The sequence below is a fragment of the Nocardioides panzhihuensis genome (assembly GCF_013408335.1).
Lineage (GTDB): Bacteria > Actinomycetota > Actinomycetes > Propionibacteriales > Nocardioidaceae > Nocardioides > Nocardioides panzhihuensis.
The window spans coordinates 4,524,040-4,548,069 of record NZ_JACBZR010000001.1 but is presented as its reverse complement, the minus strand read 5'-3'; the positions used below and the strand labels follow the sequence as shown (position 1 = coordinate 4,548,069).

The 24,030-nt window shown below is 69.9% G+C and carries 22 protein-coding genes; 15 read left to right on the top strand and 7 right to left on the bottom strand.

From position 1 onward, the window contains the following. Positions 1 to 26 precede the first annotated feature (26 nt). From lysS to BJ988_RS21570, 3 genes are all read left to right on the top strand, one after another. Complete coding sequence (gene lysS / locus BJ988_RS21580) at positions 27 to 1,547, top strand: lysine--tRNA ligase (protein ID WP_179659951.1); 1,521 nt, start codon at positions 27 to 29, stop codon at positions 1,545 to 1,547. Between the two features lie 158 nt (positions 1,548 to 1,705). Next, positions 1,706 to 2,686 carry a helix-turn-helix transcriptional regulator gene (locus tag BJ988_RS21575; protein ID WP_179659950.1) on the top strand — a complete coding sequence of 327 codons (981 nt, stop codon included), beginning with the start codon at positions 1,706 to 1,708 and terminating at the stop codon, positions 2,684 to 2,686. A gap of 176 nt (positions 2,687 to 2,862) precedes the next feature. After that, positions 2,863 to 4,161, top strand: a complete 1,299-nt coding sequence (locus BJ988_RS21570; RefSeq protein WP_179659949.1) for an adenylosuccinate synthase — start codon at positions 2,863 to 2,865, stop codon at positions 4,159 to 4,161. Positions 4,162 to 4,223: 62 nt separating this feature from the next. On the opposite strand, the gene BJ988_RS21565 is transcribed toward BJ988_RS21570, so the two are convergent. The 3 genes from BJ988_RS21565 to BJ988_RS21555 are packed head-to-tail and all read right to left on the bottom strand — an operon-like array spanning position 4,224 to position 7,051. Next, entirely contained in the window at positions 4,224 to 4,502 is a 279-nt protein-coding gene (locus BJ988_RS21565; protein ID WP_179659948.1) for a hypothetical protein, read from the bottom strand. Positions 4,503 to 4,524: 22 nt separating this feature from the next. Further along, complete coding sequence (gene purD, locus BJ988_RS21560; RefSeq protein WP_179659947.1) at positions 4,525 to 5,811, bottom strand: phosphoribosylamine--glycine ligase; 1,287 nt, start codon at positions 5,809 to 5,811, stop codon at positions 4,525 to 4,527. Between the two features lie 25 nt (positions 5,812 to 5,836). After that, positions 5,837 to 7,051 carry a DUF4032 domain-containing protein gene (locus BJ988_RS21555; RefSeq protein WP_179659946.1) on the bottom strand — a complete coding sequence of 405 codons (1,215 nt, stop codon included), beginning with the start codon at positions 7,049 to 7,051 and terminating at the stop codon, positions 5,837 to 5,839. Between the two features lie 52 nt (positions 7,052 to 7,103). Here BJ988_RS21555 and purB point away from each other — a divergent pair, with 52 nt between their 5' ends. The 6 genes from purB to BJ988_RS21525 all read left to right on the top strand — a co-directional run bounded on the left by purB (position 7,104) and on the right by BJ988_RS21525 (position 11,952). Continuing rightward, positions 7,104 to 8,531 (top strand): adenylosuccinate lyase, encoded by a 1,428-nt coding sequence (purB, locus tag BJ988_RS21550; protein ID WP_343051845.1) that lies wholly within the window; start codon positions 7,104 to 7,106, stop codon positions 8,529 to 8,531. Between the two features lie 43 nt (positions 8,532 to 8,574). Beyond that, a complete protein-coding gene (locus tag BJ988_RS21545; protein WP_179659944.1) occupies positions 8,575 to 9,156 on the top strand; it encodes a sigma-70 family RNA polymerase sigma factor in 582 nt (193 codons plus the stop codon). Continuing rightward, the gene (locus tag BJ988_RS21540; RefSeq protein WP_179659943.1) at positions 9,153 to 9,923 is read left to right on the top strand and encodes a hypothetical protein; all 771 of its coding nucleotides are present in this window, start codon (positions 9,153 to 9,155) and stop codon (positions 9,921 to 9,923) included. The genes BJ988_RS21545 and BJ988_RS21540 overlap by 4 nt, the downstream gene beginning before the upstream one ends. Before the next feature lie 13 nt (positions 9,924 to 9,936). After that, complete coding sequence (locus tag BJ988_RS21535) at positions 9,937 to 10,338, top strand: NUDIX hydrolase (RefSeq protein WP_179659942.1); 402 nt, start codon at positions 9,937 to 9,939, stop codon at positions 10,336 to 10,338. A gap of 40 nt (positions 10,339 to 10,378) precedes the next feature. Beyond that, positions 10,379 to 11,275: an oxygenase MpaB family protein gene (locus BJ988_RS21530; RefSeq protein WP_179659941.1), complete on the top strand. Its 897-nt coding sequence runs from the start codon at positions 10,379 to 10,381 to the stop codon at positions 11,273 to 11,275. 98 nt (positions 11,276 to 11,373) lie between these two features. Next, on the top strand, positions 11,374 to 11,952 hold the full coding sequence (locus tag BJ988_RS21525; protein ID WP_179659940.1) for a putative antibiotic biosynthesis monooxygenase: 579 nt from the start codon (positions 11,374 to 11,376) through the stop codon (positions 11,950 to 11,952). Between the two features lie 4 nt (positions 11,953 to 11,956). Here the strand turns inward: BJ988_RS21525 and BJ988_RS21520 are convergent, their stop codons facing one another. Further along, positions 11,957 to 12,289, bottom strand: a complete 333-nt coding sequence (locus BJ988_RS21520) for an ArsR/SmtB family transcription factor (protein ID WP_179659939.1) — start codon at positions 12,287 to 12,289, stop codon at positions 11,957 to 11,959. An 85-nt stretch (positions 12,290 to 12,374) separates the two neighbouring features. On the opposite strand from BJ988_RS21520, the gene BJ988_RS21515 reads away from it, so the two are divergent. Continuing rightward, positions 12,375 to 13,583 carry an MFS transporter gene (locus BJ988_RS21515; protein ID WP_246321544.1) on the top strand — a complete coding sequence of 403 codons (1,209 nt, stop codon included), beginning with the start codon at positions 12,375 to 12,377 and terminating at the stop codon, positions 13,581 to 13,583. 16 nt (positions 13,584 to 13,599) lie between these two features. On the opposite strand, the gene BJ988_RS21510 is transcribed toward BJ988_RS21515, so the two are convergent. After that, positions 13,600 to 14,196, bottom strand: coding sequence for an HIT family protein (locus BJ988_RS21510; protein ID WP_179659938.1), 597 nt, complete (start codon positions 14,194 to 14,196; stop codon positions 13,600 to 13,602). A 69-nt stretch (positions 14,197 to 14,265) separates the two neighbouring features. Between BJ988_RS21510 and BJ988_RS21505 the strand changes: the two genes are divergently transcribed. Next, positions 14,266 to 15,174: a phosphoribosylaminoimidazolesuccinocarboxamide synthase gene (locus tag BJ988_RS21505; RefSeq protein ID WP_179659937.1), complete on the top strand. Its 909-nt coding sequence runs from the start codon at positions 14,266 to 14,268 to the stop codon at positions 15,172 to 15,174. 113 nt (positions 15,175 to 15,287) lie between these two features. Next, positions 15,288 to 16,850, top strand: a complete 1,563-nt coding sequence (locus BJ988_RS21500) for an AMP-binding protein (protein WP_179659936.1) — start codon at positions 15,288 to 15,290, stop codon at positions 16,848 to 16,850. A gap of 68 nt (positions 16,851 to 16,918) precedes the next feature. On the opposite strand, the gene BJ988_RS21495 is transcribed toward BJ988_RS21500, so the two are convergent. Next, complete coding sequence (locus BJ988_RS21495; RefSeq protein ID WP_179659935.1) at positions 16,919 to 18,151, bottom strand: MFS transporter; 1,233 nt, start codon at positions 18,149 to 18,151, stop codon at positions 16,919 to 16,921. Between the two features lie 79 nt (positions 18,152 to 18,230). Between BJ988_RS21495 and purS the strand changes: the two genes are divergently transcribed. Together purS and purQ are read left to right on the top strand one after the other, a co-directional pair. Next, complete coding sequence (purS, locus tag BJ988_RS21490; RefSeq protein ID WP_179659934.1) at positions 18,231 to 18,482, top strand: phosphoribosylformylglycinamidine synthase subunit PurS; 252 nt, start codon at positions 18,231 to 18,233, stop codon at positions 18,480 to 18,482. Continuing rightward, on the top strand, positions 18,479 to 19,150 hold the full coding sequence (purQ, locus tag BJ988_RS21485; protein ID WP_179659933.1) for a phosphoribosylformylglycinamidine synthase subunit PurQ: 672 nt from the start codon (positions 18,479 to 18,481) through the stop codon (positions 19,148 to 19,150). The genes purS and purQ overlap by 4 nt, the downstream gene beginning before the upstream one ends. Here the strand turns inward: purQ and BJ988_RS21480 are convergent. Further along, entirely contained in the window at positions 19,116 to 20,366 is a 1,251-nt protein-coding gene (locus tag BJ988_RS21480; protein ID WP_179659932.1) for an ROK family protein, read from the bottom strand. The genes purQ and BJ988_RS21480 overlap by 35 nt on opposite strands. 145 nt (positions 20,367 to 20,511) lie before the next feature. Here BJ988_RS21480 and BJ988_RS21475 point away from each other — a divergent pair, with 145 nt between their 5' ends. After that, the gene (locus tag BJ988_RS21475; protein ID WP_179659931.1) at positions 20,512 to 24,006 is read left to right on the top strand and encodes an alpha-N-acetylglucosaminidase TIM-barrel domain-containing protein; all 3,495 of its coding nucleotides are present in this window, start codon (positions 20,512 to 20,514) and stop codon (positions 24,004 to 24,006) included. Positions 24,007 to 24,030: the final 24 nt, after the last annotated feature.

Sequence of the window (24,030 nt, the reverse complement as noted above, 5' to 3'; positions counted from 1 at the left end):
CCAGCGATTTCGCCTAGCCTTGCCCTGTGACTGAGCAGACCACCAACGCGCCAGAGCCGGACCTCAACGAGCAGATGTTGGTCCGGCGCGAGAAGCGCGAGCGACTGCTGGCCGAGAAGAAGAAGGCGTACGCCATCGGGGTCGGCCGCACCCACACGCTCGCCGAGGTGCGCGAGGCCTACGAGGACAAGCTCGAGGCCGGCGACGAGACCCAGGACGTGGTCACCGTCGCCGGTCGGGTCATGTTCGTCCGCAACACGGGCAAGCTGGCCTTCGCGACGCTGCAGGAGGGCATCGGCACCCGCCTCCAGGTGATGCTCTCGCTCGCCGAGGTGGGCGAGGAGTCGCTGGCCGAGTGGAAGGCGCTCGTCGACCTGGGCGACCACGTCGCCGTCACCGGCCGGGTGATCTCCTCGCGCCGCGGCGAGCTCTCCATCATGGCCTCCAGCTGGGAGATGGCGTCCAAGGCGCTGCGGCCCCTCCCGGTGCTCCACAAGGACCTCTCCGAGGAGGCCCGCGTGCGGCAGCGCTACGCCGACCTGATCGTGCGCCAGGAGGCGCGCGACATGGTGCGTACGCGCGCGAAGATCACCCAGGCGATCCGCCGCTGCCTGGAGGACGACGGCTACCTCGAGGTCGAGACGCCGGTCCTGCAGCTCATCCACGGTGGAGCGCACGCGCGGCCGTTCAACACCCACATGAACGCCTTCGACCAGCCGATGACGCTGCGGATCGCGCTCGAGCTCAACCTCAAGAAGGCCGTCGTCGGCGGCATCGACAAGGTCTACGAGATCGGCCGGATCTTCCGCAACGAGGGCGTCGACTCCACCCACAGCCCCGAGTTCACGATGATCGAGGCCTACCAGGCCTACGGCGACCAGTTCACCATCGCCGAGCTGATGCGGCAGATGTATCTCGCCGCCGCCGACGCGGTCGGCTCGCGCCAGATCGAGGTCTCGACGGGCTCGGACGACGAGACGCAGGTCATCGACCTCGACGGTGAGTGGAAGTGGCTCCCGGTCTACGACGGCGTCTCCGAGGCCGTCGGCGTGGAGGTCACCCCCGACACCGATGTCGACACGCTCAAGGCACTGGCCGAGAAGCACGATGTCGATCTCGACCCGGCCTGGGGGGCGGACAAGATCGTCATGGAGCTGTGCGGCGAGCTGGTGGAGCCCAACCTCATCCAGCCCACCTTCCTGTGCGACTTCCCGTCGATCGCCCAGCCGCTGGCGCGGATCAACGACGAGGAGCCGAGCAAGGTCCTCGCCTGGGACCTGATCATCGGCGGTGTGGAGCGCGGCACGGGGTTCACCGAGCTGATCGACCCGGTCGTGCAGCGTGAGGTGCTCACCTCCCAGTCCCTCCTCGCCGCGGGCGGCGACCCCGAGGCGATGCAGCTCGACGAGGACTTCCTGCGGGCGCTGGAGTACGGCGCCCCGCCGATGGGCGGCCTCGGCCTCGGCCTGGACCGGGCGATCATGCTCTTCACCGGTGCCGGCATCCGCGAGACGATCCTCTTCCCGCTGCTCAAGCCGGAGGCCTGATCGGTGGCTTGCTCCTTCGGCAAGGTATGCAGCCGAAGGCACGCTTCCCGGGCGGAGCTCCGCGAGGGATGTGAGACCTCGTCTGCATACCCTTCGACAGGCTCAGGACACCGCCTTGATCAAGGTCCACGCCGGTTACTGGCACTAAGGTGCCACGTATGGAGAACGGCCGGTCGCAGACGCTGATGACCGCGCTCGGGTTCGACCTGGGCGCGGCGCAGCTCTACAGCCGTCTCCTCCCGCTCAACGGGTGGCCGCTGGTGGTCGTGGCGGCGACGCTGTCGACCTCCGAGGAGGAGCTACGGGAGGTGGCCGCGCCGCTGATCGACAGCGGGGTCATCTGCATCGGCGAGACCTTGACCGTGCGCGGCCCCACGGCGGTGGTGGCGCACATGCTGGAGCGGGCCGCCACCCGGGCCCAGGACGCCCACGACCATCTTCTCAAGATCTCCCAGTCGGTGCCGTACGTCGCCGGCACGGCCGCACGGCTCCCCGCGACCATCGGCGAGGAGCAGCCGATCGACGGCGAGGTGATCGCGACCGAGTTCACGCCGGAGACCTTCGAGCGGCTCGTCTCGACCACCTCGGGCGAGATGGTGTGGCTGCGCCCGGTGGTGACCGTGCACCCCTCGGAGATGCGGTTCATCTCGGCCATCGAGTCCGCGATCAGATCGGGCCGCCGGTGTCGTGGCATCTACCCGGTGGCAGCGCTGAAGCACTCGCCCGACGTGCTCCGGATGCGGATCGAGGTCGGTGAGGAGATCCGGATCCTGCCGAGCGTCGCCACCCACCTGATGGTGGTCGGGAGCACGCACGCGATGTTCCCGGACCCGCTCGGCCAGGTCGAGCAGCCGATGGTCAACGTCCGCCAGCGGGGCATCGTCGAGGTGGTCACCAACTACTTCGAGGAGCTGTGGCGCCGGGCGCTGCCGGCGGCCGAGCTCGAGGACCTGCCGAGTGCCGAGCGCCGCCTGCTGCTCGCCGAGCTGGCCAGTGGAGCCCAGGACGAGCAGATCGCCCGGAGGCTGGGTGTCTCGCTGCGTACGGTCCGGCGCCGGGTCGCCGAGCTGCTCGAGGAGCTCGGTGCGACCTCACGGTTCGAGGCGGGTGTCGAGGCGGCGCGGCGCGGCTGGCTGTGACGTACGGCCTCGGATTTGCTAGCGTGTGGTCGCAAGAGCCCTGGTCTTGCCAGGGCTTTTCGCATTTCTGACTGATTCAGCGATGGATCCAGCGGTGGATCAACACACTAGATATTGGTGCGTCGAGCAGCCGGGCCCCGCCCGGAGGGACTCCGTCCGGAGCGAAGGAGCAACACATGCCCGCGATCACGATCATCGGTGCCCAATGGGGCGACGAAGGCAAGGGCAAGGCGACCGACCTTCTCGGTGAGCACGTCGACTATGTCGTGAAGTTCAACGGCGGCAACAACGCCGGCCACACCGTCGTCATCCGCCAGGAAGACGGACAGAGCGAGAAGTACGCCCTCCACCTGCTGCCCAGCGGCATCCTGACCGCCGGCGTGACGCCGGTGATCGGCAACGGCGTCGTCGTCGACCTCGCCGTCCTCTTCGAGGAGCTGACCGGCCTGGAGGAGCGCGGCGTCGACATCTCCAAGCTGAAGCTGTCCGCCAGCGCCCACGTCATCGCCGACTACAACCGCCAGCTCGACAAGGTCACGGAGCGGTTCCTCGGCTCGCGCAAGATCGGCACCACCGGTCGTGGGATCGGCCCGACCTACGCCGACAAGGTCAACCGCATCGGCATCCGCGTCCAGGACCTCTTCGACGAGTCGATCCTGCGCAGCAAGGTCGAGGGGGCGCTGGAGCTGAAGAACCAGCTGCTCTCGAAGGTCTACAACCGTCGTGGCTTCACCGTCGACGCGGTCGTCGAGGACCTGCTGTCCTACGCGGACCGGATCGCGCCGATGGTCTGCGACACCGGCCTGCTGCTCAACCAGGCGCTCGACCGGGGCGAGACCGTGCTGCTCGAGGGCGGCCAGGCGACGCTGCTCGACGTCGACCACGGCACCTATCCGTTCGTGACCTCCTCCAACGCCACCTCGGGCGGCGCCTGCACCGGCTCCGGGATCCCGCCGACGCGGATCGACCGCGTCGTGGCCATCGTGAAGGCCTACACCACCCGCGTGGGGGAGGGGCCGTTCCCGACCGAGCTCTTCGACGCCTCCGGCGCCTACCTGCGTGACAACGGCCACGAGTTCGGCACCACCACCGGCCGGCCGCGTCGCTGCGGTTGGTACGACGCGGTCATCGCCCGCTACGCCGCCCGTGTCAACGGTGTCACCGACTTCGTCCTCACCAAGCTCGACGTGCTGGACGGTCTCGACGAGATCCCGGTCTGCGTGGCCTACGACGTCGACGGCGTGCGCCACGACGAGATGCCCGTCAACCAGACCGACTTCCACCACGCCAAGCCCATCTACGAGATGCTGCCGGGCTGGAAGGAAGACATCTCGGGAGCGCGGTCGTTCGACGACCTCCCGGCCAACGCGCAGGCGTACGTGAAGTACGTCGAGGAGATCTCCGGCGCCCGGATGTCCGTCATCGGGGTCGGCCCGGCCCGCGACGAGACGGTCATCATCAACTCGCTGACCTGACCTGACGCGACGAGCTGGGAGTGGTCCTGTGGGCCGCTCTCAGCCTGTCAGGAGCGGGCCTGTCAGGAGCGCCGGATCGTGACCCGTCCGGCCTTCAGGTCCACCCCGTGGGGCGGATCGTCGCCGTCGGGCGACGGGACGACATGACCGACGTTGTCCTGATCCTTCAGGTCGCGCGCGGCGCGCGCGTTCCCGGGGTCGAAGACGTCGATGAAGCTGCCGAGGCCGTCGCCGATCCCGGAGGAGACGCCGCGTCGCGAGGAGCGCAGCGCCTTGTTGCAGGCCGCGATGATGAGGCCGAGAACGACGACGACGGCTACGCCGAACACGACCCAGGTCATGCTCGGCAGAATACGCCCAGGCTCAAAGCAGCGAGGCGCCTTCGACCACTCCGAGCGGCTCGGCCGCGATGTCGGAGCGTCGCTGGAGACCGTCGAAGGTGACCAGGTCGGCGGCGGCGTACGCCCGCGAGCGCGCGTCGTCGATGTCGTAGCCCTTGGCCCGGACCGCCAGCACGCGGCCGCCCGCGGTGACCAGATGGCGGTGGTCGGGCTCCTCGGCCGTGGATGCGTCCACGATCGCCGTGCCGGCGTGGATCACGTCCACGTCGTTGATCGAGTTGGCGTTGCCGGCGCCGGTGATGACGTCGCCCTTCGAGGAGGACTCCGGGTAACCGGCCGAGGCCAGCACGACGGTCACCGAGGCGCCGTCGGAGAAGGTCGGCTCACTGACGGTGTCCAGCGAGCCCGTCGCGGCTGCCAGGAGCAGCTCGCCGAGGGAGGACTCCAGAAGAGCCAGGACCGGCTGCACGTCGGGGTCACCGAAGCGGCAGTTGAACTCGATCACCTTCGGGCCCTTGGCGGTCAGCGACAGCCCGACGTAGAGGCACCCGACGAACGGCGCACCGCGCTCGGTCATCTCCGCGAGAGTCGGCTCGACGACCGTCTCGAGCACGACCGCCGCCAGGTCGGGCTGAGCCCACGGGAGCGGGGAGTAGGCACCCATCCCGCCGGTGTTGCCGCCCTTGCCGCCGTCGAAGATCCGCTTGAAGTCCTGCGCCGGCTGCAGGGCGTAGGCGCGGGAACCGTCGCAGATCGCGAACAGCGAGACCTCGGGGCCGTCGAGGAACTCCTCGATGACGACCCGGTCGCAGGCGGCCGCGTGGGCCAGGGCCTCGTCGCGGTCACGCGTCACCACCACCCCCTTGCCAGCGGCCAGAGCGTCGTCCTTCACGACGTACGGAGCGCCGAACTCGTCCAGCGCAGCGGCCGCCTCCTCGGGGGTGGTCGCGACCCGCGAGCCCGCGGTCGGGACGCCGGCCACCGCCATCACGTCCTTGGAGAACGCCTTCGATCCCTCGAGCTGCGCGGCCGCCTGCGACGGCCCGAAGACGGCGATCCCGTTGTCGCGGACGGCGTCGGCGACCCCGGCCACCAGCGGCGCCTCGGGCCCGACGACGACCAGGTCCACGCCCAGCTCGCCCGCCAGCGAGGCGATCGCGGGACCGGACATGATGTCGACGTCCCGGAGCGTGGCGAACTGCGCGATCCCGGGGTTCCCGGGTGCGGCGTACACCTCGTTCCCCTCCTGGGAGAGCTTCAGAGCGAGCGCGTGCTCACGACCACCGGTGCCGACGACGAGGATCTTCACGGGGCCACCTTATGCAACCCGGCGCTCATTCCGCGGCGGGCGGGGTGACGGCCTCGTCGGGACGGCTGTGGAGGACGTCCTCGTAGTAGGACTCGGCGGCGTTGATGAGCTTGACCCACTCGCCCGCGAACTGGGAGAGCACCCAGCGGTGCTCGAGGATCTCGTGGAACATCTGCGCCGGGGTGAGCTTGGCGGTGGCGTCGGGCGGGCGCATCGCGACGATCGGCTCGTAGACCTCGCGCAACCAGCGGCCCGCGGCGACCTCGATCGGCAGGTCGCCGAGCTCGCGGGTGGCACGGAAGGCGGAGATGTCGTTGAGGATCCGCCTCGCCTGGGCGTCCTGGACGTCCAGCCCGGTCAGCGTACGCAGCTCGCGACGGTGGTGGCCGAGCTCGACCACCCGCGGGCGGAGGGCCACGGTGTCGCCGTCCTCGCTGGTGGTGATGTCGAGCTCCTCGACGTCGAAGCCGAGGTCGTGGAGGCGCTCGATGCGCTGCTCGATGTGCCACATCTCCTCGGCGGAGAAGACCTGCTCCTCGGTGAGCTCGCGCCACAGCACGTCGTAGCGGCTCTGCAGCCGCTCGACGATCGCGTCGATCGGGAAGGCCTCCGGCAGCGCCTCGCTCGCCTGCAGGTCGAGCAGCTCGCCGAAGATGTTCTGGCAGGCGACCTCGATGTCGTACTCGCGCAGCCGGTCGGAGAGCTCAGCCTTCAGCTCCCCGGTCTCGGCGTCGACCAGGTAGGCGGCGAACCCGGCCGCGTCGCGGACGAAGAGGACGTTCGACAAGGACACGTCGCCCCAGTAGAAGCCGGCCAGATGGAGGCGTACGAGCAGGACCACGAGGGCATCGATCAGGCTCGGGAGCCGGTCGGCGGCCATGCCCCGCTCGAACAGCGCGCGATAGGGGAGCGAGTAGGTGAGGTGCTCGGTCATCAGCGCGGCGCCGAGCTCGTTGCCGTCGTGGTCCGTGCGACCGGTGACGACGCTCTTGGCGACCACCGTCGGCAGGCCGATGCGCTGCAGCTCGCGCAACATGTCGTACTCGCGTCGCGCGATGTCGGCCTGGGTCTCCTTGACGGCGTAGAGGTGGTTGCGCACGCGGACGATGCGTACGACGTGGCGGCTCAGGCCACGCGTCAGCGGCACCACGACGTCGTCCGGCCAGTCCTCCAAGGCCCGAGACCAGGGCAAGGTGTAGATCGCCGGGTCGGGCCGCCTGGCGAGGATCTGCAGAGCCATACCGCCACGTTAGTGGGGTGGGCCCCGACATGGGAGGATGGCGACCGTGACTGTGGTGCCCAACGTCCTCGCCAACCGCTACGCCGCTGCCGACCTCGCTGCGATCTGGAGCCCCGAGCACAAGATCGTGCTCGAGCGACAGCTCTGGATCGCGGTGCTCAAGGCCCAGAAGGATCTCGGCATCGAGGTCCCCGACGGCGTCGTGGAGGCGTACGAGAAGGTCGTCTCCCAAGGTGAGGCCGGCGTCGACCTCGACTCGATCGCGGCCCGTGAGCGGGTGACGCGCCACGACGTGAAGGCGCGGATCGAGGAGTTCGCCGCGCTGGCCGGTCACGAGCACATCCACAAGGGCATGACGTCGCGGGATCTGACCGAGAACGTCGAGCAGCTCCAGGTGCTCTCGTCGCTGAAGCTGATCCGCGACCGCGCCGTCGCGACGCTGGCGCGCCTGGCCCGGCTGGCGACCGAGCACGAGACCACCGTGATGGCGGGCCGCAGCCACAACGTCGCGGCCCAGGCGACCACGCTCGGCAAGCGGTTCGCGACCGTCGCCGACGAGATGCTCGTCGGGATCCAGCGGGTCGAGGAGCTCATCGCCCGCTACCCCCTGCGCGGGATCAAGGGCCCGATGGGCACTGCCCAGGACATGCTCGACCTGCTCGACGGCGACGCCTCGAAGCTGGCCGCTCTGGAGGAGCGGGTCGCGGCCCACCTCGGCTTCGACAACGTCTTCACCTCGGTCGGCCAGGTCTACCCGCGCTCCCTCGACTTCGACGCGGTCTCGGCGCTGGTCCAGCTGGTCTCCGGCCCCTCCAACCTGTCGACCACGATCCGGCTGATGGCCGGCAACGAGCTGGTCACCGAGGGCTTCAAGGAGGGCCAGGTCGGCTCGAGCGCGATGCCGCACAAGATGAACTCGCGCTCCACCGAGCGGGTCAACGGCCTCTCGGTCGTGCTGCGCGGCTACCTCTCGATGATCTCCGAGCTGGCCGGCGACCAGTGGAACGAGGGCGACGTCTCCGACTCGGTCGTGCGCCGCGTCGCGCTCCCGGACGCGTTCTTCGCCGCCGACGGCCTCTTCCAGACCTTCCTGACGGTGCTCGACGAGCTCGGTGCCTTCCCGGCCGTGATCCAGCGCGAGCTCGACCGCTACCTGCCGTTCCTGGCGACCACCAAGGTGCTGATGGCCGCCGTCCGCAACGGGGTCGGGCGCGAGGAGGCGCACGAGGCGATCAAGGAGGCCGCCGTCGGCACCGCGCTGTCGATGCGCAAGGGGCAGGTCGAGAACGACGTCTTCGCCAAGCTCGGCGCCGACCCGCGCCTCGGGCTGACCCAGGAGCAGATCACCTCGCTGGTCGCGGCTCCGATCGAGTTCACCGGTGCCGCCGTCGCGCAGGTGCAGGAGGTCGTACGCCGCGTGGAGGCCGTCACCGCCCGCTACCCCGAGGCCGCCGCCTACGCTCCTGGCGAGATTCTCTAGAGCTCATGTGTGACGCCCGGTGACGAGCCGGACATGGTAGGGCGTGAGCCGTCTCGCCGATCCGTCCGCCGTGCGTTTCCGGGCGCTCTACGACGCCAACTTCCAGGCGGTCCTCGGCTACGCGCTGCGCCGCGTCGACCAGCCGGCCGATGCCGCGGACGTGGTCAGCGAGACCTTCCTGGTCGCGTGGCGGCGGCTCGACGACGCCCCGCCGGGTGACTTCCGGCCGTGGCTGTTCGGGATCGCCCGCAACGTGCTCCTCAACCAGCATCGCTCGACCCGGCGTCGGGCGCGGCTGGGGGAGCGGCTGCGTACGCTCCTGGCGGGTTCAGCCGCCCCTGACCCGGCCGACGGCGTGGCCGAGCAGGATCGCGTACGCCGCGCCCTGGCGGTCCTGTCGGAGGCCGACCGCGAGCTGCTCACACTGATCGCCTGGGACGATCTGAGCCCCAGCGAGGCGGCGGCCGTTCTCGGGATCGCGGCGGGGACCGCGCGGATGCGGCTCGCGCGGGCGCGGGCGCGCTTCGCCGAGGCGTTGGGTGACGCTGCGTCGGGTGACGCTGCGTCGACGGCCGGACATGTGCGGGGCGTACCCCACGACTTCGCGACCGAGGAGGGCCGATGACCGACCCGATCGAGAGACTGCGCCGCCACAACCCCGTCGATGCAGACCGGGTTCGCCGCGCTGTGCCTTCTCGGGAGCGACAACTGCTCCTGGAGGAGATCATGTCCGACGAGACCACCACCCACGGGCGCCATCGAGGTTGGCTGGTGCCTGCCGCCGCAGCCGCGGCGGTTGCCGCCATCACCCTCGGTGTCTGGGCGGCCACCCAGACACCGGAGACCACCGCTGTGCCGGCGGCCGGTTCGCCGCCCGCCGCTGACGAGTCGAGCCAGGCCCCCACGTCGGGCGAGAGCCTGGGCGGGACCCCCTCCCTCGGTCCGGCCGAGCCCGAGAGGGAGGTGGAAGATCCGTGCCCGGCGTACGAGCCCACGACCGTCTCCGTCCCACAGGTGGCTCAGGGCAAGCAGCTGATCGTCGATGCCCCCGGCTGGACGGGTGTGGACCATGAAGGGGCCGAGCGCTGGACCGGCCCCGGTGGCGAGGTCTACGTGACCGGCACCGGCGGGGACCCGCGCGGGAACGACAAGTACTGCACCCGTTTCACCGGTGAGCTCCGTGTCGCAGGTGTCGAGGCGCTGTCCGGCGCCGTGCCGGAGGAAGCGTTCGTCTTCGCGGTGACGCCGCCGATCGACGAGCTGAGCGGCGCCGGCATGCCCACGAGCATCCTCATCGAGTCGACGACCCTGAACCCGGACGAGTTCGCCGCGGTCCTGAAGAGCCTGAAGTGGGTCGATGCCGCGGAGTTCGACCGAGTCGTGAAGCGATGACATCCTTGCTCGCATGAGTCTGGTCATCACCGTCGCGGCGGTCGTCTTCCGTGACCGTGACGGGCGGATGCTGACCGTCCGCAAGAGCGGCACCACGAAGTTCATGCTTCCCGGCGGGAAGCTGGAGCCGGCGGAGTCGGCCGCGGAGGCGGCCGTCCGCGAGGTGGCGGAGGAGCTCGGCGTACGGCTCGGGGTCGAGGACCTCACGCTGCTCGGCGAGTTCGAGGCGGACGCCGCCAACGAACCGGGCCATCTGGTGCGTTCGACCGTCTTCACCTGGGCCGGCGAGGTGACGCCGGATGCCGCCGCCGAGATCGCGGAGCTGCGCTGGGCGAGCCTGGCCGAGATCACCGAGGGCGCGGAGTTCGCGCCGCTGACCAGGGAGTACGTCGTTCCTGCGCTCGAGCCCGCCTGAACCACCGGTCGTCGGACCCGGACGGTGGCAGACTGTCGGTATGCCCGGGTACTTCGCCGCAGACTCGATGGTGGTCCGTGCGATGCGTCAGCGCGCCGTCGGCCTGACCTGGGGCCAGCGGGCGCTGATGCTCGGTGGGCTGCACCCGCGGCTCTTCGTCGGCACCGCCCAGCACACGGCCCACCGGACAACGCCCTACACCCGGCTCGCGCTGACCGCTCGGCTGATGGAGACGGTCTTCCTCGGCAGCAAGGAGGAGGCCGACCGGGCGCTCGCGTTCACGGCGAAGCGGCATGTGCCCGTCGAAGGAGCGATGGCGGTCGACGGTGGTCCCGCTCATCCCGCGGGCTCGCCCTACTCCGCTGTCGACCCCGGGCTGATGTGGTGGACGGCGGCGTTCGCGCTGGACTCGACCGAGTTCATGTACGACGCCCTGGTCCGCCCGCTCCGTCCGGCCGAGCGTGAGGAGCTCTTCGACGACTTCGTGACCTGGGCCGGCCTCTTCGGCATGCCGGCCTCGGCCGCGCCGGCGTCCTATCCCGACTTCCGCCGTCGTTTCGACTCCTGGCTCGCGTCGGACGAGCCGCACCTGGTCGAGGAGGCCCGCCTGGTCGGGCGCCACATCGCCGGCACCGCGGGCTACCACCTCCCGGGTGGGTCACTGACCTCCGAGACGCTCCGGACCGTCGTCCAGGGGAGCCTCCCGCCGCTCGTCCGCGAGCGCTACGGCATCCCGTGGTCGCCCGTCCACGAGACGAGATGGCGTGCCGTACGCACCGCCAGCCGCCTGGCTCACGGCCGTCTCTCGCTCCTCGGGCCGACACCGCTGCTGCGCGGGAGGAGCGAGCGCTTCTACAAGGTCGTCCAGCGGGGCGAGCAGGCTCTGGTGCGACGTGGCGGCGTCAGCATCCCGGGGGTCTCCGACGTCGCCGTCTGACTCCTCAGGAGCCAGATCGGTTTGATCTTCGCCACAGAATGCCCGCAAACCCACGCGACGGATCGGAAAGTGGCGGATCTGCCTGCGACGATGACGGCATGTCCGATCCGGTAACCGTGACCATCGCCCGACGAGTCTCTGTGGAGCGTCGCGACGAGATGGTCGCGTGGATGCAGGCCGGGATCCGCCTGGCCAGCGAGTTCCCCGGCTTCCTCGGCGCGGGCTGGGTGCGGCCGTCGCCGGAGTCCGATCAGTGGCACCTGCTCTACCGCTTCGACTCCCACGAGACCCTGGGCAGCTGGGACACCAGCCGTCAGCGCGACTGGTGGCTGGGTGCGGGCGAGCCGTTCGTCGAGGAGACCACGATCGAGCGGCGTACCGGCATCGAGGGCTGGTTCGACCCGCCGAGCACCTACGACGTCGAGCAGGTCTCCGGGGTCGCGACCGCGCCGGCACGGTGGAAGCAGACGATCACGATCTTCTTGATGTTCTATCCGGTCAGCCTGCTCGCCAACTGGCTGATCGGGCCGCTCACCACGGACTGGGAGCTGCCGCTGAAGGTGCTCTCCGTGATGGTCGTGACGGTGCCGTTCATGACCTACTTCGGGCTGCCGTGGATCACCCGCAACATGGAGTGGTTCCTGCACGGCCGCCCGGCGCCCTGGCGCCGGTCCTAGGGGCCTAGGGCTTCGGTCCGTCGTCCTCGGCGGAGAGCACGGCGTCGAGCAGCCCCGGGAAGCGCGCGTCGAGATCCTCGCGCCGCAGCGAGAGGCGCCGGGCGCGGCCGTTGGCCTCGTTGCGCACCACACCGGCCGTACGCAGCACCTTCATCAGGTGCGACTTGGTCGACTTCGGCACGTCCGGGTTGCTCAGGTGGCACTCCGCCATGTCGAGGGGACCGTCGACCAGCTGGCGGGCGATCGCCAGGCGCTCCGGATCACTGAGCGCGAAGAGCACGGTCGTCAGTGAGATCTCGGAGCGCTCGGGATGCGGCAGGTCCGGGGAAGTGCTCATGGTTCGATAATAGTTGCACAATCAGTGGAACGGCACGTACGCTCCTAAAAGGTTCGAAATAGTTCGAACCATGGATGGAGTGGTGATGTCGGCAGAAGCAGTGAGCGGGACGACGACGGACACCGTCGCCGGGCGGAGACTCGGCGCGGGAGTGACGCTCGGGGCGGTCGTGCTGATGATGGCCGGCGCCAGTGCTCCCTCGCCCTTCTACCCCGACCTCCAGGTGAGCCTCGGGCTCCAGCCCTGGGTGATGACGGCGGTCTTCGCCGTCTATGCCGTGGCGCTGCTGGGCACGCTGCTGGTGTTCGGGTCGGTCTCCGATCACGTCGGCCGGCGACCGGTGGTGACCGTCGGGTTCCTCCTGCTGGCGGCCAGCTTCGCCCTGTTCCGGGTCGCGGACTCCGCCGCCGTCCTCTTCGAGGCGCGGATCCTGCAGGGGATCGCCAGCGGACTGCTGCTCTCGACCCTGTCGGCCGCCATCGCCGACTTCGAGCGGCCGTCGCGGCCGGGCTCGGCGGCCGTGGTCAACGCGATCGCGCCGATGGTCGGTCTGGCGGTCGGTGCCGTCGTGGCCGGTGTGGCCATGCAGGTGACGGGCGACGCGCGGCTCATCGTGTTCGACGCCCTCGTCGTGCTGTCCCTGCTGCTCGCGGCGGTCGTATGGCTCGCCCCGGAGACCGCGCCACGTCACGACGGCCTGGTCGCCTCGCTGCGTCCGCGGGTGTCCGTGCCGCCCGCCATCCGGGGCCTGCTCGCCCGCAGCGCCCCGGCGATCTTCGCCGGCTGGGCGACCGGTGGGCTGTTCCTCTCCCTCGGCGCTGCGATCGTACGCACCGAGCTGGGCGCCACCAGCCATGTCCTCCAGGGGCTGGCCATCGGTGCCCTCGCCGGGTCCGGTGCGGTGGCGGCGTACGTCTTCCGGAACCGCTCGGCCCGGGCGACGACGCTCTACGGCACGGCCGCGCTGGCCGGCGGCACGGTGCTCAGCCTGCTCGCGCTCCCGACCGGTTCGGCGGCGGCGTACCTCATCGCGGTGGTCATCGCGGGCACCGGCTTCGGCACGGCCTTCTTCGGCATCCTGCGCACGATCATGCCGCTCCTGCCTCCCCATGAGCGGGCGGAGGTCTTCGCGGTGATCTTCATCGTGTCCTACCTGGCGTTCGGTGTCCCGGCGGTCGTCGCCGGGGTGCTGACGCCGCAGATCGGTCTCGCGGCCACGACCTACTCCTACGGCGCAGTCGTCGTGGTGCTGTCCGTGGTGGCCGGGGTGCTTCGCTGGCGCAGCAACGACTGATCCGCCAGACGAGGGTTCACACGAGGGCTTCGCCGCAATGGGTGGCGAGCTTGCGGGCGACCTCGGCGAGGTCGGCGCGCCAGACGTCCTCGGGTCCGGGCGGAAGGATGTCGTCCCAGTCGGGTGAGAAGCTGCCGCGTACGGAGGGCAGGTCCTCCGGGCGGGCCAGGAACCACATGTGCAGGTGCTCGGCGCCGTCGCCGATGCGCATCGCGTGACAGCGGGCGATGTTCGGCAGGCTCTCCACGATCCGGGCGATCCGCACGGTGAGGACCCCGAACTCGGCCGCCTGGTGCTCGTCGAGATCGGGCAGGTCGTAGTGCTCGAGCGGCTCCAGGATCAGCACCAGCGGCAGCCCGGACTGCACCAGGTGCTTGACCCGCCAGCTCTCGTCCTGCCAGATCATACCCGGAAGCTCGGTGCCGCACAGGTTGCAGTCCACCCCGTCCTCACCGCTGCGAGGCTCCTCGGGGGCCGGGGGAGCGAGCGGCTTGGGGGAGATCTCCCCGTCGCGTACGACCCACGGGAAGACGTCCCACTCGGTCACGCTCGGTGCGGGCAGCTCGCCAGCGGCCTGGACCCGGGCGTAGATCTGTTCAGCTGTCTCGGCCATGGCTCGAACGATGCCACAGCGGGCGGAGGTGTAACACGCCCCGGTCCGCCCATCTCTTAGGCTGAGTACGTGGCTGAACTCAACATCCCGCCGGCGCCGGCGATCCCGGGCGCGAAGCACCTTCACTCCGGCAAGGTGCGCGACCTCTACGAGCTCGAGGCGGGTCCGCACGCGGGCCAGCTCCTGATGGTCGCCAGCGACCGCATCTCGGCGTTCGACCACGTCTTCGACACGGTCATCCCGGACAAGGGCGAGATCCTCACCAGGCTCTCGCTGTGGTGGTTCGAGCAGTTCGAGGACCTGGTGCCGACCCACGTCCTCTCCACCGACGTGCCGGAGTCGGTGGCCGGTCGCGCGGTGGTCGCACAGAAGCTCCACATGCTCCCCGTCGAGTGCGTCGCGCGCGGCTACCTGACCGGTTCGGGCCTGCGCGAGTACGAGACCACCGGCGAGGTCTGCGGCATCCGTCTGCCGGACGGCCTGGTCGACGGCTCCCGGCTGACCCCGCCGATCTTCACCCCGGCGACCAAGGCCGAGCTCGGCGACCACGACGAGAACGTCACCTACGAGTACGTCTCGAAGCTGATCGGCGAGGACGACGCCGCCGCGGTGCGCCGACTGACCCTGGCGGTCTACCAGCGGGCCGACGAGATCGCCCGCGGCTGCGGCCTCATCCTGGCAGACACGAAGTTCGAGTTCGGCGTACGCCAGGACGACCTGGGCATCCGCACGATCGTGCTCGCCGACGAGGTGCTCACGCCGGACTCGTCCCGCTACTGGGACGCGAGCCAGTGGCACCCCGGTTCTGCGATCCCGAGCTTCGACAAGGACGTCATCCGCCGCTGGCTGCTCTCGCCCGAGTCCGGCTGGGACCGCGCCGCCGGCGGCCCGCCGCCGGAGCTGCCCGAGGAGATCGTCGCCCGCACGCGGGCGAAGTACGTGGAGGCGTACGAGAAGCTCACCGGCCACCGCTTCTGAGCGGTCCGGGTAAAGGTTCGATGACACGTGTCGCACTAAATCGAGACGTGGTTCACGGAAACGCTACGCGCGGGTAGGTTGTGACGCGTAGCACGCACACCACTGGAGGCCAAGTGTCCACGTACAACCTTGCTTCGCTGCTGGAAGACTCCGCGGCGAACCATCCCGAGCGCACCGCGATCGTCCTGGGCGACACCCGTCTGAGCTATGCCCAGGTCAACGGCGCTGCGAACCAGGTCGCGAACCTGCTGGCGAGCAAGGGCATCGGCGCAGGCGACCGGGTTGCCCTGATGAGCCCGAACCTGCCCTACTTCACGATGGTCTACTTCGGCATCCTCAAGGCCGGCGCCACCGTCGTACCGCTCAACGTGCTCCTCAAGGGCCGCGAGGTGGCCTACCACCTCAAGGACTCCGACGCGAAGGCTCTCTTCGCGTTCCAGGGCACTCCTGAGCTGGCCATCGGCGCCGAGGCCCACGCCGGTGCGCAGGAGGCCGGGGTCGAGGACTTCTTCCTGATCACCGCCGACCCGGCCGCCCCGTCGCCGATCGAGGGCGTCACCACGCTCGGCCAGGGGATCGCGGCCCAGCCGCCGACCTTCGAAACGGCGGCCACCGACGAGGACGACACCGCGGTCATCCTCTACACCTCCGGCACCACGGGGCAGCCCAAGGGCGCCGAGCTGCGTCACCGCAACATGCGTGACAACGCGCTGGCCGGTGCCGAGCTCTTCGCCGCCGACGCCGACCGGCCGGACACCTATCTCGCCGTGCTGCCGCTCTTCCACGCGTTCGGCCAGTCCGTCGTGCAGAACGGCGCGTTCGCCTTCGGTGGCACCGTCGTGCTGCTGCCGCGCTTCGACGCCGCGGCTGCGCTGGCGACCATGATCAAGGAGAAGGTGACCTTCTTCGCGGGCGTCCCGACGATGTACTGGGGCCTCCTCGGTGCGCTGTCCGAGGACACCGACGTCGCCACCCTCGCCAAGAACCTCCGGCTCGCTGCCGCCGGTGGCTCCGCGCTCCCGGTCGAGATCCACAAGGAGTTCGAGAAGCGCTTCGGGGTCTCCATCCTCGAGGGCTACGGCCTCTCCGAGACGTCGCCGGTGGCGTCCTTCTCGGTCTACGGCCAGCCGGTGCGACCCGGCTCGATCGGTGTCCCGATTCCCGGCGTCGAGATGAAGCTCATCGACCCCGCGTCCTGGGACGAGGTCGAGTGGACCCCCGACACCATCGGTGAGATCGCGATCAAGGGCCACGCCATCTTCAAGGGCTACTACAACCGCCCCGAGGCCACCGCGGAGGTGCTCACCGAGGACGGCTGGTTCCGCTCCGGTGACCTCGCCAAGCGTGACGAGGACGGGTGGTACTACATCGTCGACCGCGCCAAGGAGCTCATCATCCGCGGCGGCTTCAACGTCTACCCGCGTGAGATCGAAGAGGTCCTGCTGACCCACCCGGCGATCTCGCTCGCGGCCGTGATCGGCGTCCCGCACGACTCCCACGGCGAGGAGATCAAGGCCGTCCTCGTGCTCAAGCCCGGCGCCTCGGCGACCCCCGAGGAGATCATCGCCTGGGCCAAGGAGCAGATGGCGAGCTACAAGTACCCGCGCATCGTCGAGATCGTCGACGCCCTGCCGATGACCGCCACCGGCAAGATCCTCAAGCGCGAGCTCAAATAGGACATCCCGTACGCCGGCAGCAGCCGTAGCTCGAAGATCGCAGTCATCTGGTGGCTGCGATCTTCGAGCTAAACGGCGTCCCGATCCGTACGAAACGCGAGCATCTGGCGCGAGGTGGCGCCGACGGCGGCCAGGGCGAGGAGGCAGGCGATGCCCCCGCTGACCAGGGCGAACGAGCCAGAGGTCAGCTGGGCTACCGCGCCGCCGCGCAGGTTGCCGACCTCCGGGCCGCCGGCACCGACGATCATCTCGACCGCGGCGGTGCGGCCGCGTAGGTCGTCGGGCACGGCGAGCTGGATCAGGGCCCCGCGGGTGACCACGCTGACAGAGTCGGCGGCACCCGCGACGGCGAGGAGGGCGAGGCACAGCCAGGCAGAGGTGGCCAGCCCGACGGCACCGAGGCTGGCGCCCCACACGGCGGCGGCACAGATCATGATCAGGCCGGGCCGGCTGCGCCTCGTGAAGGAGCCGGACACGAGCGAGGCGGCGACACCGCCGACGGCGATAGCGGTCAGGAACAGCCCGAGCGTACGCGGGTCGCCGCCGAACCGCTCCTCGTTGATCAGCGGGAAGAGGCTCACCGGCATCGCCAGCACGGTGGCTGCCAGGTCGACGAGGAGCACGCCCCGGACGACCGGTTGAGTGGCCGCGAAGCGCAGCCCTTCGAGGATGCCGCCGCCGTTCGTCCTGGTCACGGGGGTGAGGCGGGGGAGTCCGATGATGCCGAGGAACCCGACGGTGAAGGAGAGCGCGTCGGCGGCGTACGCGATCTCGAGACCCGCGTAGCCGATGATCAGCCCACCCAACGCCGGACCCACCAGCATCGACCCTTGGAAGCTCAGCCGGTTGAGGGCGAGCCCGGCAGCGACCTGGTTGGTGGGGAGCAGCCGGGGGATCACGCCCATGCCCGCAGGTGCCGCGACCGCGCCGGCGGCGGCCATGAGCGCGACCAGCACGAGGACCAGCCCGAGCGACGACGGCGAGGCGCCCAGCCACAGCGCCTGCGTCATCAGCAGCAGCGCCAGTACGACCTGGGTGAGAGTGGTGGCCATCAGGATCGATCGCCGATCTGCCCGGTCCGCCACCGCGCCACCCCAGAGCCCGGCGACGAGCATCGGAACGAGCTGGGCGAGCGCGACGCTGCCCGACCAGAGTGGGCTGTGGGTCGCCTCCCAGACCTGGTACATCACCGCGACGACCGAGATCTGCCCACCGAGCTCCGACACCGCTCGCCCGAGGAAGAAGCGGCGGAAAGCGGGAGACGTGCGCAGCGGTGTGAGGTCGATCAGCAGATGGCGCACGAGGACCGACAGTAAATCCCGGCGTCGCCGATAGCGATCGGTTTAGGTGAGCAGCGTATGGCCCACCTAGACTGCAGCCATGCCTCGCGTTGTCGTCGACGTCATGCCCAAGCCCGAGATTCTCGACCCGCAGGGGAAGGCCGTTCTCGGCGCCCTGCCGCGGCTCGGGTTCACCGGGGTCACCGAGGTCCGTCAGGGCAAGCGGTTCGAGCTGGAGATCCCTGAGGTCACCGACGACGCGCTCGCCCAGATCGAGAAGCTCGCCGAGACCTTCCTCGCCAACACGGTGATCGAGAACTTCGTCGTCCGCGTGGAAGAGCCGGCCAAGTGAAGATCGGCGTCATCACCTTCCCGGGCACTCTCGACGACGTCGACGCGCAGCGCGCGGTCCGTGTCGGTGGCAACGAGGCCGTCGCGCTCTGGCACGGCGACCACGACCTGCAGGGCGTCGACGCGGTGATCCTGCCGGGCGGCTTCTCCTACGGCGACTACCTGCGCTGCGGCGCCATCTCCCGCTTCGCGCCGATCATGACCGAGGTCATCGAGGGCGCGCAGAAGGGTCTGCCGGTGCTCGGCATCTGCAACGGCTTCCAGATGCTCGTCGAGTCCCACCTGCTCCCCGGCGGCCTGCTGCGCAACGACCACCTCAAGTTCATCTGCCGTGACCAGAAGCTCCGCATCGAGAACACCTCGACCGCCTGGACCTCCGCGTTCACGCAGAACCAGGAGATCGTGGTCCCGCTGAAGAACGGCGAGGGCCAGTACGTCGCCGACGCCGACACCATCAAGCGGCTCGAGGACGAGGGCCGCGTCGTCGCGCGCTACCTCGACGTCAACCCCAACGGCTCGGTCAACGACATCGCCGGCATCACCAACGCGGCCGGCAACGTCGTCGGCCTGATGCCCCACCCCGAGCACGCCGTGGAGACCCTCACCGGCTCCGGCACCGACGGCCTCGGCTTCTTCACGTCGCTGGCCGAGAAGGTCCTGGCTCGCTGACCGACCAGGGGTGACCGGGCTGCACCGAGGCGATCAGCTCGTCCCAGGCTCTGCTCGCGGCCAGGGTGAGCGCGCCGGCCAGCACAGCACGGTCGGCTGGGACCAGCAGGGCCAGCTCCGGTGGGACCAGTGTGAACCTGGGCAGAAGCCGGCGAAGCTGGTCCACCAGGAACTCGCCGGCGTTGGCGATGCCGCCAGTGAGGACCACGACATCCGGGTCGATCGTCAGAAAGACCGGGGCCAGCCGCTCCACCATCTTCTTGGCGACCGCCGACACGGCCGCGACGGCCGCTTGGTCACCCTCCGCGGCGGCGGCAAAGACCTGCTGAGCCGTCAGCGGCCGATCGGCAGGTAGCGCCCCGCCGGGGCGACGGGTCGCCTCCGTTCTGGCCAGCTCGGCGATCCCGGCAGCGCCGAGGGCATGCTCCAGCGGCCCCCGGCCGTGCTCGTCGAACTGCACGCCATCGGCGGAGACCGGGATCAGTCCGACCTCGCCGGCCGCTCGGTGCGCCCCTCGATGGAGGGTGCCGTCGATCACCACGCCAGCCCCGAGTCGCTCACCCCAATGGATCACGACCAGCGTCTGGCCCGGGTGCTCGACGCTGGCCGCGATGGCGGCGAGGTTCGCGTCGTTCTCCACCAGCAGCCGCCCCGGGAATCGCTCGGCGAGGTCGGCAAACAGCCCAGCATCGGTGTTGCCGGGGGCGGACGGCGCGATGGTCACCCGGCTCAGCTCGGGGCCGACGACGCCGGGTGAACCGGCGACCACCGCGCCGATCCGGTCGGCCGGTAGTCCAGCTGCCCGCAGTACGCCGTCGACCAGCGCACCGACCTGACCTCGGACGGAGCCGGGAGCGGAGCCCGGCAGGACCTCGATCGCCTCGTGTGCCAGTGACTCGCCCTGGACGTTGACGATGGTCGCCGCGACCCGGTGGGGCCCGATGTCGAGACCGAGGACGGGCAGCAGGCCGCTGCGCAGGACGTATCGAGTGGCGGGCCGGCCGGCCCCGGACGGCTCCGACGGTGCCAGCGGCTCGACGACGGCAGCGGAGGCCAGCTCGTCGATCGCCTGGGAGACGGTCGGCCGGGTCAACCGGGTGTCTGCCGCCAGCTCGGTGATGCGAGCCCCGGCCGCCCCCGCGGCGCGGACGCCCTCGAGGACCGCGGTGGTGTTGAGGCGCCGCAGCACGCCGTTCCCGCTCGACTCTCCCCTCATCGCGCGTCCCGATCTTCGCCCATGAACCACAAGTTACCGGCTCCCTCTGTTCGCCTGACATCCACAGATCCCTTGACCGCCACGAGGTCCGAGAGGAGGATGTGGCCCACATTACGAAAATGTTCTTCATAATTCTGGAGGCACGATGCCGTTACGCCAGCGACGCAGTCAACAGGCTCATCCGACGAGCGATCGTCGGCAGAGCCCGCTGCGGGCCAGAGGAACCACCGTCGGCATCGTCATGGCGATGCTGCTCGGCCTGCTCGCAGCCACCGGATCGGCTACCGTCGCGGCGGCCGGCCCATCGAAGCAGACGCCCGGGTTCGCGGCGTCGTCGCACCCGGCCGACACCCGCCCGGCCCGGGATGCCCTGGTCAGACTCCTCGGCAGCCGGCACGCGGCCAGGTTCCAGCTGTCGCTGCGCCCGGACAGCACGGACCGGTATCGGGTCAGCTCCCGGGGGAGCCGGATCCTGGTCGAGGGGACGAGCACCCCCGCACTCCTGATGGGGGTCAACGCCTACCTGAAGAAGGTCGCGAAGGCGGACCTCTCCTGGACCGGGAACCAGGTGCCGATCCGCGGCTCCCTGCCTCTGCCCACGGGGCCGATCGAAGGCACATCTCTGGTGTCGCACCGGTTCTCCGGCAACGACACCGAGGACGGCTACTCGGGGCCGTTCCGGACGTTCGACGACTGGCGGCAGCTCGTCGACATCAACGCCATGCACGGCGTCAACGAGATGTTCCTCCCGGTCGGGTCCGAGATGGTCTACTACCGGTTGCTGCAGGAGTACGGGTACTCCGAGAGCGAGGCGCGGGGCTGGATCCCGTCGCCGGTCTATCAGCAGTGGTGGCTGATGCAGAACATGTGGAACTTCACCGATCCGGTCACTCTCGCCCTGCTGGAAGAGCGCGCCGACCTCGGCCGACGCATCGCAGACTACATGCGCTCGATGGGGATCACGCCGGTACTCCCGGGCTACTTCGGCACGGTGCCGACCGACTTCGCCGACCGAAATCCGGGCGCCATCACCGTCCCGCAGGGCACCTGGTCCGGGCTGCGTCGGCCGGACTGGCTGGCCCCTACCCAGGAGCTCTTCGGTCAGGTGGCCGATCGCTTCTACCAGATCCAGGACGAGGTCGTCGGAGCGTCGACTATGTACAAGATGGACCTGCTGCACGAGGGCGGGTCGGCGGGTTCCGTCCCGGTCGGGAAGGCGTCGGTCGCCGTCCAGGACGCCCTGGACGCTGCGCACCCCGGTGCCATCTGGGTTGCCCTCGGCTGGCAGAGCAACCCGCGCCAGGAGACCCTCGAGGCGGTGGACCGCAGCCGGATGCTGATCGTGGACGGGCTCTCCGACCGGAACCTCGACCCGCAGCGAGACACCCAGTGGAAGGGCACGCCGTACGCCTTCGGCTCGATCTGGAACTTCGGCGGGAACTCAACCGTCGGTGCACCGATCAAGGCATGGAACGAACGGTTCTTCGAGTTCCGGGCTCGCCCGAACAGCGCGCTGAACGGTATCGCCATCCTTCCGGAGGCCAGCTACAACAACGCGGTCGCGATGGAGTTCCTCGCCGAGCTGCCCTGGCAGACCGGGCCGGTCGACCTGGACGCCTGGTTCGCCGAATACGCCGACGCGCGCTACGGCGCGACTGACCCGGCAGCACGCGCAGCCTGGAAGACCTTGCAGGACACCGCCTACTCGATCGCTCCGAACAACAACCGCTCAGCCGGAACCAGCGGTCTGTTCGCCGCCGTACCGTCGCTGACGGCCACCCGGCCCAGCAGCTACACCGCTCCCGGGAACCGCTACGACCCGGCGGCCTTCGCGGCGGCGCTGCCGTCGCTGTTGCAGGTGAAGTCGTCGCTGCGCGCCAGCGACACCTACCGACACGACCTCGCCGAGATCGCTCGGCAGGTGGTCGTCGAATACTCCCACCCGTTGCTGGCCCAGATCCGGCAGGCGTACGCCGAGCATGACGCCGCGGAGTTCGACCGACTCACCACCGCGTGGATCGATGCCATCGACACCGCCGACCGGATCAGCGCCACCCGGGCCGATCAGATGGTGGGCCCCTGGCTGGCGAGTGCTCGCGCCTTCGCCTCGTCCCCCGAGGAGGCCGCCGCCCTCGAGCACGACGCCCGCCGCATCCTCGCCTCCTGGACGCTGAACCTGTCGCTGACCGACTATGCCTATCGCGACTGGTCCGGCCTGCTCAACGGCTACTACGCACCTCGCTGGGAACGCTATTTCGCCGCGCTGCGCGAGTCCCTGCGGACAGGTGAAGCGCCGGCGGCGATCAGCTGGCAATCGGTCGCCGACGAGTGGGCGCGGGCAACGGATCGCTACCCGACGAGGCCCGAGGGTGAGACCTACGCCGAAGCCACCCGTGCTCTGCAACAGCTGTCTGCGGCCGACCTCGGTGCGGCTGTGTCGGTCCGTCCGGCCGGAACCATCGGCGAGGACCCGGGCACGGTCGCGTTGACGGTGACCAACAACAACCCGTTCGCCGCGCTGGAGAACCTGGCGGCCCGGGTCGCCGCTCCGGACGGCATCGTGGCCACAGCGGCCGGCGAGCTGCCTTCGCGGCTCGCGCCGGGAGCCACTGCGACGATGAGCTGGACGGTCGCTTCCGGTGCCGATCTGCCGTCGGCGGCAACCGAGGCCGAGGTCGATGTCGAGGTGACCTACGGCCAGCAGGCCGGGACGAAGCAGAAGACGGCCAGAGCGGTGCTGCCGGTCGACGGGCCTGGCCGGACCCAGCTGAGCGACGTGCCGTTCTCCTCCTCGCGCAACCACGACGGGGAGCATCCGATCGCCCGCGACACGGTGACTCCGGCGACCCCCTCCGGCGCCGGCGCGCCGATCCTGCTGGACGGCGTCGCCTACTCGAAGGGCCTCGGCACCAATGCCGCCGGCGAAGCCCGGTTCGAGCTGGGCCAGTCGTGTCAGCGGTTCACCACCGTTGTCGGCATCGATGATGCGATGAATCATGCTGCCGACGGCGACGTGGTGGTGGAGGTGTGGGGCGACGGCCGGCGGATCCACGCCACCCCGGTGCTGCGCAGCGGGTTGGCCGCCACCGGCACCGAGGCGGTCCGCCTAGACGTGGACATCAGCGGAGTGCGCCAGCTTCGGATCGTGATCGATCGGTCCGACGGCAACCGTTCCTTCGATGCGGCCTCGTTCGGGGCGCCGACCCTGGCCTGCAGCGGCGAGCTTCCCACTCCGCTCAGCGAGGGCAAGCCGGCCACAGCGTCCAGCAGCGAGGGTGCGGCGACGCCGGCCCGGGCCGTCGACGCCAAGCTGCACACCAACTGGCTGTGCAACCCGGCACAGTGCGCCGGCAAGCCGGCGTGGCTGCGGGTCGATCTCGGTGCGTCACACGCCATCTCCGGGGTCAGGGTGACGCCCTACTACGCGGATCGACGGTCCTACCGCTACACCGTGGAGGGCAGTGCCGACGGCATCACCTACACGCCGATCGCAGCCAAGACGGCAGACTCCCCGCAGACTGACGTGGGGGACTGGTACGCAGTGAGCGGGAGCTTCCGGTACGTCCGGGTGACCGGCACCGGCAACACCAGCAACGCCAACACCTTGCACCTGCAGGAGCTGGCCGTCTACGGCGGCTGACCCCGGCGTACGAATCGGCCCCGG

Excerpts from the sequence above, each read along its gene's own strand:
- BJ988_RS21520 (WP_179659939.1), bottom strand. The coding sequence starts at position 12,289 with ATGAGCACTTCCCCGGACCTGCCGCATCCCGAGCGCTCCGAGATCTCA.
- BJ988_RS21555 (WP_179659946.1), bottom strand. The coding sequence starts at position 7,051 with ATGGCTCTGCAGATCCTCGCCAGGCGGCCCGACCCGGCGATCTACACC.
- BJ988_RS21510 (WP_179659938.1), bottom strand. The coding sequence starts at position 14,196 with ATGGCCGAGACAGCTGAACAGATCTACGCCCGGGTCCAGGCCGCTGGC.
- BJ988_RS21480 (WP_179659932.1), bottom strand. The coding sequence starts at position 20,366 with ATGAGGGGAGAGTCGAGCGGGAACGGCGTGCTGCGGCGCCTCAACACC.
- BJ988_RS21570 (WP_179659949.1), top strand. The coding sequence starts at position 2,863 with ATGCCCGCGATCACGATCATCGGTGCCCAATGGGGCGACGAAGGCAAG.
- BJ988_RS21535 (WP_179659942.1), top strand. The coding sequence starts at position 9,937 with ATGAGTCTGGTCATCACCGTCGCGGCGGTCGTCTTCCGTGACCGTGAC.
- BJ988_RS21525 (WP_179659940.1), top strand. The coding sequence starts at position 11,374 with ATGTCCGATCCGGTAACCGTGACCATCGCCCGACGAGTCTCTGTGGAG.
- purS (WP_179659934.1), top strand. The coding sequence starts at position 18,231 with ATGCCTCGCGTTGTCGTCGACGTCATGCCCAAGCCCGAGATTCTCGAC.
- BJ988_RS21515 (WP_246321544.1), top strand. The coding sequence starts at position 12,375 with ATGTCGGCAGAAGCAGTGAGCGGGACGACGACGGACACCGTCGCCGGG.
- BJ988_RS21530 (WP_179659941.1), top strand. The coding sequence starts at position 10,379 with ATGCCCGGGTACTTCGCCGCAGACTCGATGGTGGTCCGTGCGATGCGT.
- BJ988_RS21540 (WP_179659943.1), top strand. The coding sequence starts at position 9,153 with ATGACCGACCCGATCGAGAGACTGCGCCGCCACAACCCCGTCGATGCA.
- BJ988_RS21475 (WP_179659931.1), top strand. The coding sequence starts at position 20,512 with ATGCCGTTACGCCAGCGACGCAGTCAACAGGCTCATCCGACGAGCGAT.
- BJ988_RS21575 (WP_179659950.1), top strand. The coding sequence starts at position 1,706 with ATGGAGAACGGCCGGTCGCAGACGCTGATGACCGCGCTCGGGTTCGAC.
- BJ988_RS21565 (WP_179659948.1), bottom strand. The coding sequence starts at position 4,502 with ATGACCTGGGTCGTGTTCGGCGTAGCCGTCGTCGTCGTTCTCGGCCTC.